Source organism: Embleya sp. NPDC005971 (assembly GCF_040629175.1).
Taxonomy (GTDB): Bacteria; Actinomycetota; Actinomycetes; order Streptomycetales; family Streptomycetaceae; genus Embleya.
Genome location: NZ_JBEXUX010000011.1, coordinates 97,321 through 110,128, shown reverse-complemented (window position 1 = coordinate 110,128; position 12,808 = coordinate 97,321). Strand labels below are relative to the sequence as shown.

Sequence of the window (12,808 nt, the reverse complement as noted above, 5' to 3'; positions counted from 1 at the left end):
ACTGATCGTTCCGCCGAATCAGACGGTCAGAACGATCTTGCCGAAGACGGCGCGGGACTCCAGCAGAGTGTGCGCGGCCGCGGCTTCGTCCAGCGGGAAGGTGCCGTGCAGCACCGGCTCCAGTCGGCCTTCGCGCACGTCGGCGAAGACGAGTGCGAAGGTCTCGGCGGCGGTCTTCGACGGCGCACTGGAGAGACTGAGGGCCGAAATGGTCCAGGACTGCTGGAAGTTCGCGAACAGCGCCATGCCGAAGTCGGGAGTGGGGGCACCCGCGACGACACCACTGATCACGTACCTGCCGTTCGGGCGCAGCAGGGGAATGAAGTCGGCCACGTCGGAACCGGCGACGATGTCGATGACGGCGTCATAGCGGCCGTCCGGGCCCGGGTCGACCGCGTCCACGCCCACGACTTCCGCGGCCCCCAGGTCGTACAGCCGCTGCGCAACGGACCGGTCGGGAACGGAGGCGATCACCGTCGCACCCCGAGCGGCCGCGAGTTGGGTGGTGAGCACGCCGATCCCGCCACCGGCGCCGCGGACGAGCACCCGCTCGCCCGCCTTGACGTCGGCCCTTTCCACGCTTGCCGCGGCGACCAGGGAATTCACCCCGAGCGCTACCGCGTCATGGAACGAGACGTCCTCCGGCAGTTCCACGAGAGACTCGACGGGCACCATGGCGCGGTCGCTGTAGCCGCCGCCGTGTCCGGTCGTCGCGAAGACCCGGCGTCCCACCCACCCGGCGTCGTCCCCCGAACCGACCTCGACGACCGTGCCGGCCACCTCCAGCCCGGGTACGGCGCCGGTGCCGACATCGGGCTTGGCACCCTGCCGTAGCAGGACATCGAAGAAGCCGACCCCGGCCGCTGCCACCGCCAATACGGCATGGCCCGGCTCGGCGGTCGGGTCCGGTCGGTCGACCGGCTTGAGGTTCTCCGGGCCACCGAATTCGGTGATCTCCACTGCACGCATGATGTCTCCTCGTCGCGCCTTGTCGCGCATGAAAGAAGGGGAAGTGGCTGCCGGACAACGAGGCTCGGACATCCTCGGTGACCTCGGTGACCTCGATGTCGCGGCACCGGATCACGCTAACCCGCTAAACGGACGACCTCTTCCATTTGTGGTTAAGTGAGAGACATGCCTGTTCAGCCGTCTCGAAACCAGTCCTCGCCCGCCGCCGAGACCGCCGTCCGGGAGCAGCGAGCCGACGCCCGGCACAACCGCGCCCGGCTCCTCCGGGCCGCCCGCGAGGCATACGCCCTCAACGGCACCGACGTACCCTCCAGCACCATCGCCCGCCGGGCCGGCGTCGGCGCCGCCACCCTCTACCGGCACTTCCCGACCCGGGGCTCGCTGATCGCCGCGGCGTTCTCCGAGCAGCTCACCGAGTGCTCCGGGGCCTTGGACGAGGCCCTGCGGGACGACGATCCCTGGCGCGGTTTCTGCTCCGCCCTCGCCAAGGTGTGCAGGATGCAGGCCGAGGACCGCGGGTTCAGCGCGGCGTTCCTCGGCGAGTCCCCCGACGATCCCGACCTTCGTCGCGAGCGCGCCCGCGCCGAGGCGGGACTCGCCAGGCTGGTGCAACGCGCGAAGAACACAGGGCAGTTGCGCAAGGACTTCGATCCCAGCGACGTCACCCTCCTGCTCCTGGCGAACAGCGGCGTCGTGCAACAGTCCCCGGAGGTGTCCCTGGCCGCCTCGCGCCGCCTGCTCGCCTACTTCCTCCGGTCCTGCCGGGCCACGGACGGCGCGCCGCCCCTGCCCCCGCCCGCACCGCTCCGCCTCGACGACCTCTACGGGCCGTCACACCGAACCGACTGACCGGCAACCTCCGCCCGGGGCGCCCCGATCGCTCGATGCCGAACTGCCGCTTCGTGGGAGCGACTTCGCGCCGCAAGCGGTAGTGGCGGCGCAGGCCACCCGGCGAGTGCCTCTCCATTCGAGACGACCGGGCGCGAGAAGGGACCGACGACGGGCCGTCGCGCTCGACCGCAAGATGGTCCACCTGCGGATCGCGAACCGCAACGGCCTTGTCTCGTCCCCGACTTGTCACATCCGAGGTGCGTACCCGGTCTAGAAGTCGACGATCCGGATATGCCCGGGCGATCGCAGTCGGCCGACCACCGTCTGTCGGAAGTACACCGGTGGGCGGTCTCGAACCCAAGGAGTAGGCACCTCATGCGCGTCATCAAGAACCCACTCTTCAGCGCCACCGCATGTCTCGCACTGACGGTTGGCATCATCGGCGCCGTCACCGGCACCGCGGCCGCCTCCGGTGGCAACGCGGGGACAATGGCCACCCCAACCAAAATCACCGTCTGCAGGGACGCGGGCCAGCAGAACTGTGTGACCCTCGTCCCGACCACCGTGTCCGACGCTCTCAAAGGGGTCGGCCCCGGCTATCAGGACACCATCTCGTCCATCGTGAATCCCACCCCCACGCCGATCTGCTTCTTCGAACACAACAACTACCAGGGCCGCGGCATCCTGATACCCGGCTACAGCGGTATCCCCAACCTCGCGGCAACGCCGATCGGTGGCTCGTCCATGAACGACGTCATCTCCTCCTGGAAGCCTTCCGGCCCGCCCGGAGGCCCTGGCTACCCTGGTGCCCCCTGCGCCTGACCCGAGCCGGAATCAGCGTCGGCGAACGTCGTGCTTGTGCGGTTGCCGCGATGACAAGCAGTGGCCAAGGGTGATCCCATTCGGGCCGGTGGGACTGCTTCGGGCCGCGGTACGGGAGCGTCGCGAGCCGCGGGGGTCGTCCGGTCGGACGACCCCCGTTTCCGCACCCTCATCCGCCCGGGCGCCTGCGGGCGAGCACACGTCGGCGGCCCCGGGTGGTGCGGGCGGGTGAGGTGCGCGCGGGTCGGCCGCCGAACGGGCGTCAGCGCGCGTCGGTGCGGTGCAGGGATGTGGGCAGGAAACCGCCGCCGTCGACCTCGAACGTGTAGCCCCGGGTGAAGTAGGGGACGTTGCTGTCCACGAAGGTGATCACATCGATCCGCTTCATCAACTCCTCCTCCGCCGCGGTCCATTCGGCGCAGCCGGCGGTGTCCGGCTTGGCCATCGCGAGCGCGGTCAGGCGCTCGTACTCCGGGTTCTGCACGGAACCGAAGTTGAGGCCCTCGGGCGGCTTGGTCCCGGAGTAGAACGGGAGCATCTGGTCGGGTGTGCTCAGTGACAGTGGCGCCCACGCCACGTCCCACTCACCGGTCATCAGTGTGGACACCTTCGTCGCCGGTGTGGTCGGCTGGAGGGTCACCTTCACGCCGAACGACTTCCACTGCTTGACCGCCAGCTCGGCCGCCGCGACGACCTGGGTGCCGGACAGGCCCGGGTAGGGCACGGCGATGGACAGTTGCCGCCCGTTCTTGGTCCAGTACCCACCGGACTTCTTCCACCCGGCGGTGCTCAGCATCTCGGCGGCGCGGTCCACGTCGTGCGTCGGCAGGTTGGCGGTGACGGAGTCGGTCGGACAGGGCGGGGACATCGCGGTGCCCAGTCGGGTCGGCCGCACACCCTTGCCGCCGGTGGCGACCGCGCCGAGTTGCCGGAGGTCGATCGCCGTGACCAGCGCCCGACGCACCTGCGGATCGGCGGTGACCCGGTTCGGATCCTCGTTGAACAACAACTGGCCGAGCGGGTCCTGCATGGCCGTGGACTCGATCCCGGCCGCGGCCAGCCGGGATCGATCGGGGCCGACCACCGTCGTGACGTCCAACTGGCCGCCCAGGAGCAAATTGGTCCGGGTGGACTCGTTGCCGATCACCTTGAAGACCACTCGGTTCGGGGTGCGGGCGTTGTCCACGCCGTCGGGGCCCCAGGTGTAGCCCTGTCGCTTGGTGAAGGTGAAGTGGTCGCCCGGTACCGCCTCGGTCAGCCGGTAGGGTCCGGTGCCGTCCGAGGCCTGGTCCAGCCTGCCCTGCGCACGCATGCCGGAGGGACACACCAGTTGCAGCGTCGCGGCGTTGCGCAGCAGGAAGGGAGTGGGCTCCGGCGTCTTGAACGTCAAGGTACCGGCGGCGTCGTCGGCGGAGACGGTGAGGCCGGTGGGCACGATCATGCCGAGCATGGGCGACGCGTTGGCCGGCTCGGCGATGTAGGCGTACTGCGCCGCGATCGCGGAGGCGGTCAACGGCGTACCGTCGTCGCACGTCACGCCGCGCTTGAGGGTGAAGCTCGCGGTGGTCGCATCGGACGTCCACTTCTCGGCGACGCCGGAGACGATGCGCCCGTCGGGCTGGATGTTGAGCAGCCCGTCGTAGGAGAAGCGGTTCAGCATGAACGCGCTCGCGTTCAGCGCGGTGAGCGGATTCAGGCCACCGGGATCGGCGACGACCCCGACGGTCAGCGTATCGCCGTCGCCGCCGGCGCCCCCATCGCTCCCACCGCATCCGGCGGCGAGCAGACCCAGGACGAGGGTCCCCACGACCCCACGCGAGACGCGTCTCATCGCGCGCCTCCCGGGAAACACCCGGCGAACGCGAAGCACTCGGCGACCGGGAAACGCCCGGAAACCGGGAAATACCCGGCCACGGCGTGCCCGGTGCCGCGCAGCGCACCCGACCCGGCGCCCGGTGCCCATCGGCGGCCTGTCGGCGGCGTACCCGGCAATTCGGATCGTCTCGTCACGGGAAACCTCCTCGGAACGCGGCGGCATGCGCCGCTGCGGACGATCACGGTAGGCAGTGGCCGGAAACCGAGGGATCGTCGCCGCGCACGAAGAACGATCTCCGATCCTGTGCGAATCGCCGACGCCGAGCCCGGCCGCCTCCGGGATTCTCGAGTGCGACGCCACGGATTCGACTCAGGGAGCGCACCGTGGCAGCGTCTGTACCTGCGTTGTACCGCCTCCCGCAAAAAGCAGTGCCCCCGGGGCTGTTCCCCCGGCAGCGGAACTCGCGCGGAGGGCGGGGCGCGTGGGAGCGCAACCATCTCCTGTTCGGCCGGCCGGATCCGATCTTCCACGACGCCCCGAGCCGTGATCGAGCCGGGCGACGGATGCGTCGCCCCCACACGGGCGTTGCCTGCCGAGTGGCGACGCGGCACCGAGGACGTGTGGGTGGTGCTGCGGCCCGAGGACGTGGAACCGCCCCGACAGGGTGGGAAGTTGCACGTCCCGGCCACGCTCGACGCCGCGCCTCGGACGTTGGAGGTCGTATGGGAGCCCTGCGTCGCGCACGGCCTGCCGCTGAAGCATCCGCAGGATCGACACCTCCGGTCGACGCTCCGTTCCAAGTACGCGCCCGGGTCGTCGACCGGCAAGGTCGTGGCCCTGCGCCCGAGCGACGAGACCGATGTCGATGTCGATGTCGATGGCCGCATCGGCGGTGGGCGCTCGACCCGACTACGAGTATTGCCCCGGCAGTTCCGAGAACACCGTCCACCCGGCCACCATCATGCTTCCGCTCCACCGAGCCGCAGCCGGACCGCGTCCCCGAACGGGATCCGTCATCGAGGAAATCGCGACTACCTTCATCGCCCGCATCGCCGAAGCCGAACGAGAAGGCCGGCTCGGTGGGGTCGAAGGACTCAAGCTCAGCCTTGCCGGCGCCGAGGCCCTCGGGGTGGGGGTGGCGAGCAAAGGGGCGGCGGTCGGCGGGGAGGCGGTACCCCGCGATCAGAACCGTGTCGGGTTGCCCACGTCGATGTCGCCCTGGTCGGTCGAGATCGTGACCGGCACCGTCCCCATGCGCCCGTCCCAGAAGTGACAGGTGAACTTGCTGCCCACCTTGACCACGATGGAAGCGGGGCAACTCACTCTCGTCACCGGCGTGTCCCGGTAACCCTGGAGCTGATCGGCGAGTCGCCGCTCCACCGATCCGGGGTCCATGAGGCGCGGTGGCGGGGCAGGGCTGAAGTCGGTCTCCACCACCTTGATCGCCACGGCAACCGCACAAGCAGCGATCACGACCGAGGATGCCGCCATGGCGGAGCGTGCAAAGTTCCGATGATCAGACACGCGGACAGTCCTATCGGTCGCGTGCCGAGATGACAAGGCTCGATTCCGCTGCTGGACACCCCGTCGGCAGGTCAGCGCCGGACGACGGCGGGAGTCCGGACCGGGAGACCATCGCCAGGGCGAGGCGGACAGCCGACGGCGCGGACGCGTGCGTGACGGGTCCCAAGACCGATCAGGATTCGAGAAGCCCCACCCGCCACCCAGCCCCTAGCGTGGTGGTCATGGCAACCACCGCACATCGGGGCCCCGGCCCGGATGTCCGGCAGGTATACATCTACGGTGCAAGGGGCAAGACATGAAGGCGCACGTCAGCTCGATCCTCCTCGGTGTCCGTGACATGGACCGGGCCAAGCAGTTCTACACCGAGGGACTCGGCTGGAAGATCGCGAACGACTACGGCATCTCGGTGTTCTTCGAGTCGGACGGCGCTTCGCCGGTCGGCTTCTACGCTCGCGAGGGTCTGGCCGGCCAGGTGGGCACGGACCCGGAAGGCAGCGGCTTCAGCGGGCTGGTTCTGACCTACGTCGTCCGCAGTGAGGCACGGGTCGACGAGATCATGGCGGAGGCCGGGAAGGCCGGCGCCACGATCCTCAACCCCGCCGGTGCCCTGCCGTGGGGCGGCTACGGCGGCACCTTCGCCGACCCGGACGGCTACGTCTGGAGTCTGGGCTACAGCGCCCAGGGAACCGACCAGCCCTACGCGGAGTAGCCGCGATCCCTCGCCTCACCGGCTCCCGGGACGGCGCGGCACGCGCTGCGCCGTCCCGGACACCGCGATGCTCCCGGTGTGGGGCATCGGAGCTGCCGTCGGAGCCGGGCAGGCCGGATCCGCACCGAGCCGGCAGCACAACAGGAAACCCGACGTGGTCGCGGGCCCAAGGGTAGGCGGACCCGGGCAGGGCCGAGCCGGTGCAGCCGATGAGGCGGACGCCGGATCGGTCGCGGGCGGCCGGATCGACGCCGCGTTCGGCCATGCCGAGCCTTGAGGCGTTCGAGCTGGACGCCGCCGCAACCGTGGACGATGCCGTCGGCAGGCCGGTGCCGAAGCCGGCGCTTCCCCGCATACGACGGCCAACTGTCCGGGCCCACCCGCTTCGTGCAGGCCCGGCGGTCAGGCCAGGAGCGCGGCGTGTCGCCGCGCGGACTCGGCGGCGCGCTCCAGCGACTGCCGCGCGGATTCCTCGGCCAGCGGCACCAGGTCGGCCATGGCGGGTTTGCGGGGCGCCATCGTCAGTTCGCGCGTGATGGTTTCGACCTCCAGGCCCAGCCCGCCTTCCAGCACCTTTTCCAGGTAGTTGGTGTCGAAATCGAAGCCGGCCCGCGGGGTGCCGGGGCGGTAGGAGCCGCCGCGCGAGGCCGCGACCACGACGCGCTTGCCGGACGGCGCCACGCCCTCGCCGAAGGTCCGCCCCGCCAGGATGATCTGGTCCAGCCAGGCCTTCAGGGTCGAGGGGATCGTGAAGTTGTACATCGGAGCGCCGATGAGGACGACGTCGGCCCTCTCGAATTCGGCGATGAGTTCCTCGCGCAGCGCGGGAACGGACTCGGCGGTGACGGTGGCGGCGTCCAGGTGCGGCACGGGGGCGGCGGCCAGGTCGCGGTATATGACGCTCCCCTGCGGGTGTGCCTCTTCCCAGACCCTGCGGAACGCGTCGGTGAGTTGGCGGGAGCCGGAGCCCTCCAGCGGGAACAGGGACGAGTCGACGTGCAGCAGAACGGCCATGGCAGGCACTCCTCGGGATGGGCGCGCGGATGCGGTGAAACCGGCGCGTCGAGGCACCGGGCATCAGCTTCGTAAGCTGCTTACATTAATACAGTAGCTTACTTTTCCGCAGCCAAAGCACGGTGGGCGCTAACATGGCCGCATGACAAAGGGGCAGCACGGGGACGCGGGGCAGTGCGCACGAGCGGGCAGCACGGTGGAAGGCGTCTTCGCCCTGCTGGGCAAGCGCTGGAACGGCGTCATCCTTGCCAGCCTGATGAACGGCCCGGGCCGCTTCGCCGAACTGGGCCGCGCCGTCAGCGGAATCAGCGAGCGCATGCTCTCCGACCGCCTCGCCGAACTCGGCGACGCCGGCCTGGTGAGCCGCGAGGTGGACTCCGGCCCGCCGCTGCGCGTCACCTACCGCCTCACCCCTGCGGGGGAGGCCCTGCGGCCGGCCCTGGAGGAGCTGGGCAACTGGGCCGAGCAGTTCCTCGGCGCACCCGAGCACGGCGATTGCCCGAGCATGCAACAGCCGAAAGTGGCGAATCCCCGAAACGCGTGACGCCCCGAACAGCGCCCGCCGGTCGAAGCCGGATCGGCAACGCCGTTCCCGTCCATGACGACTCCTATCGCGGTGCGACCGGTGACTCCCGGCCCCACCGCCACCTTCCGACGCGCCTGAAAAAGCCGATCGCTCCGCGAGCCGTCACCTCCCGGCCGCCACACCCTGCTCGACCGGGCATCGCCGGTACAGCTTCTCCAAGTCTCGTTCCCGACACGTCACTTCGCCGACCGGCGCACCATTGCTTCGCCTCGAATCAGGCGCGGCCCGCCTCCGGGCCACGCCGACATCACCACGATGCCCGGCAGCCGCATCGCCCGCCGACAGGCCGATCCCGCAGGCACATGGCCATGGGCGATGCCGGGCGGGTGCCGGCGTGTCCGGGCCCGGGTCGGGCCCGGGTCGGGCCCGGTCGGGGGATCGTGTGGGCATGACGGAGCAACGGTTCGACTCGTGGGCCACCGGCGATGCCTACGAGCTGTACATGGGTCGGTGGAGCCGCCTGGTTGCGGATGAGTTCGTGGCGTGGCTGGGTTGCGGGAGCGGCCTGCGGTGGCTGGATGTGGGCTGCGGTACGGGAGCGTTGACGGCGACGGTGGCCGCCCGGTGCCGGCCCCGGATGGTGATGGGGTTGGAACGGTCTACAGGGTTCGTGGTCTCGGCCCGGGAGGCCGCTCCCGCGCGGGCTTCCTTCGTGGTGGCCGACGCGCAGTCGCTGCCGTTGGGCGACGCGGTGTTCGACGCGGTCGTCAGCGGGCTGGTGCTGAACTTTCTGCCCTCGCCGGATGCCGCGGTGGCGGAGGCGGCCCGGGTGGTGCGGCCCGGTGGGCTGGTCGCCGCGTACGTGTGGGACTACGCCGAAGGCATGGCGTTCCTGCGCCGGTTCTGGGACGCCGCGATCGTGGTGGACCCGGCGGCTGCCGCGCTGGACGAGGGCCGCCGGTTCCCGGTGTGCCGACCGGATCCCCTGCACGCGCTGTGGACGAAGGCGGGGCTCGTCGACGTGGTTGTCGTCCCGATCGAGGTCTCCACCGTCTTCGCCGACTTCGCGGATCTGTGGGAGCCGTTCCTGGCCGGGCAGGGCCCCGCTCCCGGCTACGTCGCCGCCCTCGCTCCACGCGGCCGGGACCGGTTGCGCGACACGCTTCGCGCGACCGTGCCCACGCGGCCCGACGGGTCGATCCCGCTCACCGCCCGCGCGTGGGCGATCCGGGGCCGAAGGCCGGCCCTCGCCGTCACCTGACGGAGCCGACGCGTCCCGGAGCGAACTCCGACTCGGGTGTGCTCCTGCCGCCCCGGCCGCGGGGTCGCGGGTGTGGGAGGCGACCCCGCTCGGGGCGCGCCGGCGGCCTTCACCGTGCAACGTGGGTACCTCGTGAAGGCCGCCCGCTCATCCGTCCGGCGAGCGCGTGGGTGTCGACATCCGCTGCGCTGTGCGCTCCCACGCGCCCGGTTCACGCGAGGGACAGGAAGAGTTTCTCCAACTCGGCCTCGCTCAGCGGCGGCGCGTCACCATTGCTCTCGGTCAGGCATTGGCGCATGCCACTTGCGATGATCTTGAACCCGGCGCGGTCCAATGCCTTGGAAACCGCGGCCAGTTGGGTGACCACGTCCTTGCAGTCGCGCCCCGCCTCGACCATCGCGATGACCGCGTTGAGTTGTCCTTGGGCCCGGCGCAGCCGGTTCAGGACGGCGCGGCTCGCCTCTTCGTCCACCGTCATCGGGACTCCTTCCCCAACCGATTCACCCGTACATCGTACCCCGGGGGGTATCTTGACCCGGCAGTGCGGGACGTCAGTCGTGCGAGAAGCGCACGTCCGGCAGGACCTTGCGCAGCCACGCCGGGCTCCACCACGCCGCCCGACCGGAGAGCCGGAGCAGCACCGGCAGGAGGACCAGCCGTACCAGCGCGGCGTCCAGCAGTACGGCCGCGCCCAGCACGATGCCCATCTCCTTGGGCGGCAGCGGTCCGGACAGCGCGAAGGTGAAGAACACGGCGACCATGACGGCCGCTGCGGCGAAGACGACGCGGCCCGAGTGGGCGAGGGCGCCGACCATGGCGCGTCGAGGGTCGCCGGTCTTCTCGACCTGTTCCTTGGCCGAGGCCAAGAGGAACACCGTGTAGTCCATGGCGATCGCGAAGATCATGGAGAAGAAGAAGACCGGTGCCCAGCCGTCGAGGAACCCCTGTGGATCGAATCCGAGCAGTCCGGCGCCGTGGCCGTCCTGGAAGATCAGTCGCGCGACGCCGAAGGCCGCGGCGGTGGACAGCAGGCTGGTGACGGTGCCGAGCAGCGCCGCGAGGGGCGCTTGGAGGGCGACGACGAGCAGTAGGAAGCCGAGGCCCATCACGATGGCGATCACCAGGGGTGTCTTGGCATCCAGTGCGGCTTGCAGGTCGAGGTTTTCGACCGCCGCGCCGCCGACGAGTGCGTCGTCCGCCAACCCGCTACGCAAGCGGTCGACGGTGGCCGCGAGTTCGGGGTCGGAGGGGTCGACCCCGGGAAGGGCCTGGATCAGGCTCAGATTCGACCCGTCGGACGCGGGGGTCGGCGGCAGTACGGCGGCGATCCCCGGGTCGGTCGCCGCATCCGCCGCGACGGTCGCGGCCTGGTCGGTCGGCGTGAGGATCTGCACCATGCCGGGTGCGCCGGGGCCGAAGGCGCGTTGCACGGCGACGTAGCCCTGACGTGCGGACGAGTCCGGTGGAACAACGGAGATCGAGGGCATCGCGGTGCGCAGCCCGATCACCGGTGCGGCGAGTGCGAGCAGGACCACCAGTGCGGGTACGCCATAGCGCAGCGGGTGCCGCCACAGTCGCTCGCCCCAGGCCGTGAAGCGCGGTGATCCGGCGCTGTCGGCCCGCCGGGTCCACGGCAGCGCGACCGCGTTGACCCTGTCGCCGAGCCGTCCGAGGATCGCGGGCAGCAGCGTGAGCGTGGCGGCCAGGACGAAGGCGACCGCGAGCATGATCCCGAGCGCCATCGAGCGGAACGCCGGCGCCGGTACCAGCATCACGGCGGAGAGGCTCACCAGGACGGTCGCGCCGGAGAGGGCCACGGCCTTGCCGGCGGTGTCCATGGTCTCGCCGACGGCCCGCCGGGCGTCGCCGTGTCCGGCCAGGGCGGCGCGGAAGCGTACGACCAGGAACAGTGCGTAGTCGATGCCGAGCGCGAGGGCGAACATCATCGCGAAGTTCATCGCCCAGATCGACACCGGGGTCAGGTGGTTGAGCAGCACCAGCGCCCCGGCGGACGCCGCGAGTCCCGCCATCGTCAGGAGCAGCGGCAGGCCGGCCGCGACAAGCGAGCCGAACGCCAGGACCAGGATCGCGAGGGTCACCGGCCACGACAACATCTCGGACTTCATCATGGCGTCGTGGTTGGCGGTGTTGAAGTCGCTCCACATCACCGAGGATCCGGTGGCGTCGACCGTGACGCCGTCGGTGGACAGGGCGGCCAGCGGCCCTTTGAGGTCGTCGGCGGCCCGCACCATGTCGTTGCTGTCGACGCCGGCGCCGGCCAGGAGGACCGCGGTACGACCGTCCGGGCTGATTCCGGTGCCGGGCTGCGGGGGTATCACGTCACCGATGCGCGGGTCCGAGCGCAGCAGTGCGGTGGCCCGTTCGATCACGGTTCGCACCGCGGGATCGTCGACCGGCCGGTCCGCGCCGACGACGACTTGCAGCGCGGTGGAGGCATTCCCGCCGAAGTGCCGTTGGGCCAGGTCGCGCACCTGTACGGACTCGCTGCCGTTGGCCTGCCAGCCGGCTCCCGCGAGGGCCGACGTGACCTGCGGTGCGAAGGCGCCCAGCCCGACGACCACGGCGAACCACATGAGGGCGACCAAGCGGAGGCGACTCGCGGACCACACCCCCAGACGTCCGAACGGGCCGAGGGCGGCCGGCGAGCCGATTGCGGCGGGTGCGGTCCCGGTGTCCGGGCTGATCGTCATGAATCCTCCTCGAAAAATACCCCCAGGGGTAATATTGCTCCCGAGGGTACCCGATACCCCCACCCGTATGTGAAACGCCGGAGGAAGTCCGGCGGAAACAGGCAACGAGAGGATCGGCAATGACCTACGACCGCACCGTCCGCGTGGACTCCGACTTCACCACCACCGTGGCGGCCGTCCGCGAGGCACTCGCCGCGCAGGGCTTCGGCGTGCTCACCGAGATCGACGTGACCGCGACGCTGAAGGCGAAGCTCGACCACGACATGGAGGACTATCTGATCCTCGGCGCCTGCAACCCGCCGCTGGCGCACCGCGCACTCGCCGCCGACCGGGCCATCGGCCTACTGCTGCCGTGCAATGTGGTCGTCCGTCGCGAAGGCGACCACACCCTCGTGCAGGCCCTCGACCCGCACACGATGGTCGCCTTCACCGGCCTGGAGGCCCTGCGCCCGGTGGCCCAGGAGGCAACCGCACTCCTGGACGCGGCACTCGCGTCCCTGGTGAAGGACAACTGACCCGACGGCACAACCCGGGCGGGGCGGCCGCCCCGCCCGGTCCGCCGGCCGCGCGCGCAGCCCCGCACCGATGCTTCGACTTGCCGGCGCTCGTCTCGCCACCCGTGTCA

Annotated in this window: 12 protein-coding genes; 6 read left to right on the top strand and 6 right to left on the bottom strand. The window is 70.5% G+C overall.

Translation table 11 applies throughout. The annotated features are described in order from the left end of the window. Positions 1 to 18: 18 nt before the first annotated feature. A complete protein-coding gene (locus tag ABZ374_RS12810) occupies positions 19 to 969 on the bottom strand; it encodes a zinc-binding dehydrogenase (RefSeq protein WP_360310047.1) in 951 nt (316 codons plus the stop codon). A 165-nt stretch (positions 970 to 1,134) separates the two neighbouring features. Between ABZ374_RS12810 and ABZ374_RS12805 the strand changes: the two genes are divergently transcribed. Then, entirely contained in the window at positions 1,135 to 1,818 is a 684-nt protein-coding gene (locus tag ABZ374_RS12805; protein ID WP_360310045.1) for a TetR/AcrR family transcriptional regulator, read from the top strand. 357 nt (positions 1,819 to 2,175) lie between these two features. Continuing rightward, a complete protein-coding gene (locus tag ABZ374_RS12800) occupies positions 2,176 to 2,622 on the top strand; it encodes a hypothetical protein (RefSeq protein ID WP_360310043.1) in 447 nt (148 codons plus the stop codon). Between the two features lie 262 nt (positions 2,623 to 2,884). Here ABZ374_RS12800 and ABZ374_RS12795 read toward each other — a convergent pair whose 3' ends face one another. Together ABZ374_RS12795 and ABZ374_RS12790 are read right to left on the bottom strand one after the other, a co-directional pair. Beyond that, positions 2,885 to 4,429: an ABC transporter substrate-binding protein gene (locus ABZ374_RS12795; RefSeq protein ID WP_360310041.1), complete on the bottom strand. Its 1,545-nt coding sequence runs from the start codon at positions 4,427 to 4,429 to the stop codon at positions 2,885 to 2,887. A 1,191-nt stretch (positions 4,430 to 5,620) separates the two neighbouring features. Continuing rightward, positions 5,621 to 5,911, bottom strand: a complete 291-nt coding sequence (locus ABZ374_RS12790; protein ID WP_360310039.1) for a DUF4333 domain-containing protein — start codon at positions 5,909 to 5,911, stop codon at positions 5,621 to 5,623. 346 nt (positions 5,912 to 6,257) lie between these two features. On the opposite strand from ABZ374_RS12790, the gene ABZ374_RS12785 reads away from it, so the two are divergent. Continuing rightward, positions 6,258 to 6,671, top strand: coding sequence for a VOC family protein (locus ABZ374_RS12785; protein WP_360310037.1), 414 nt, complete (start codon positions 6,258 to 6,260; stop codon positions 6,669 to 6,671). A gap of 402 nt (positions 6,672 to 7,073) precedes the next feature. Here ABZ374_RS12785 and ABZ374_RS12780 read toward each other — a convergent pair whose 3' ends face one another. Then, on the bottom strand, positions 7,074 to 7,685 hold the full coding sequence (locus tag ABZ374_RS12780) for an NAD(P)H-dependent oxidoreductase (protein WP_360310035.1): 612 nt from the start codon (positions 7,683 to 7,685) through the stop codon (positions 7,074 to 7,076). A gap of 142 nt (positions 7,686 to 7,827) precedes the next feature. Between ABZ374_RS12780 and ABZ374_RS12775 the strand changes: the two genes are divergently transcribed. Then, the gene (locus tag ABZ374_RS12775; protein ID WP_360310033.1) at positions 7,828 to 8,229 is read left to right on the top strand and encodes a helix-turn-helix domain-containing protein; all 402 of its coding nucleotides are present in this window, start codon (positions 7,828 to 7,830) and stop codon (positions 8,227 to 8,229) included. 430 nt (positions 8,230 to 8,659) lie between these two features. Further along, the gene (locus ABZ374_RS12770; protein ID WP_360310031.1) at positions 8,660 to 9,472 is read left to right on the top strand and encodes a class I SAM-dependent methyltransferase; all 813 of its coding nucleotides are present in this window, start codon (positions 8,660 to 8,662) and stop codon (positions 9,470 to 9,472) included. 211 nt (positions 9,473 to 9,683) lie between these two features. On the opposite strand, the gene ABZ374_RS12765 is transcribed toward ABZ374_RS12770, so the two are convergent. Together ABZ374_RS12765 and ABZ374_RS12760 are read right to left on the bottom strand one after the other, a co-directional pair. Next, positions 9,684 to 9,950 carry a metal-sensitive transcriptional regulator gene (locus ABZ374_RS12765; protein WP_360310029.1) on the bottom strand — a complete coding sequence of 89 codons (267 nt, stop codon included), beginning with the start codon at positions 9,948 to 9,950 and terminating at the stop codon, positions 9,684 to 9,686. 73 nt (positions 9,951 to 10,023) lie between these two features. After that, positions 10,024 to 12,183: an MMPL family transporter gene (locus ABZ374_RS12760; protein ID WP_360310027.1), complete on the bottom strand. Its 2,160-nt coding sequence runs from the start codon at positions 12,181 to 12,183 to the stop codon at positions 10,024 to 10,026. Between the two features lie 119 nt (positions 12,184 to 12,302). Between ABZ374_RS12760 and ABZ374_RS12755 the strand changes: the two genes are divergently transcribed. After that, positions 12,303 to 12,698: a DUF302 domain-containing protein gene (locus ABZ374_RS12755; protein WP_360310025.1), complete on the top strand. Its 396-nt coding sequence runs from the start codon at positions 12,303 to 12,305 to the stop codon at positions 12,696 to 12,698. The last annotated feature ends 110 nt before the right edge of the window (positions 12,699 to 12,808 follow it).

Coding starts and splice junctions, on each gene's coding strand:
- ABZ374_RS12780 (WP_360310035.1), bottom strand. CDS start 7,685: ATGGCCGTTCTGCTGCACGTCGACTCGTCCCTGTTCCCGCTGGAGGGC.
- ABZ374_RS12785 (WP_360310037.1), top strand. CDS start 6,258: ATGAAGGCGCACGTCAGCTCGATCCTCCTCGGTGTCCGTGACATGGAC.
- ABZ374_RS12765 (WP_360310029.1), bottom strand. CDS start 9,950: ATGACGGTGGACGAAGAGGCGAGCCGCGCCGTCCTGAACCGGCTGCGC.
- ABZ374_RS12810 (WP_360310047.1), bottom strand. CDS start 969: ATGCGTGCAGTGGAGATCACCGAATTCGGTGGCCCGGAGAACCTCAAG.
- ABZ374_RS12755 (WP_360310025.1), top strand. CDS start 12,303: ATGACCTACGACCGCACCGTCCGCGTGGACTCCGACTTCACCACCACC.
- ABZ374_RS12760 (WP_360310027.1), bottom strand. CDS start 12,183: ATGACGATCAGCCCGGACACCGGGACCGCACCCGCCGCAATCGGCTCG.
- ABZ374_RS12775 (WP_360310033.1), top strand. CDS start 7,828: ATGACAAAGGGGCAGCACGGGGACGCGGGGCAGTGCGCACGAGCGGGC.
- ABZ374_RS12770 (WP_360310031.1), top strand. CDS start 8,660: ATGACGGAGCAACGGTTCGACTCGTGGGCCACCGGCGATGCCTACGAG.
- ABZ374_RS12800 (WP_360310043.1), top strand. CDS start 2,176: ATGCGCGTCATCAAGAACCCACTCTTCAGCGCCACCGCATGTCTCGCA.
- ABZ374_RS12805 (WP_360310045.1), top strand. CDS start 1,135: ATGCCTGTTCAGCCGTCTCGAAACCAGTCCTCGCCCGCCGCCGAGACC.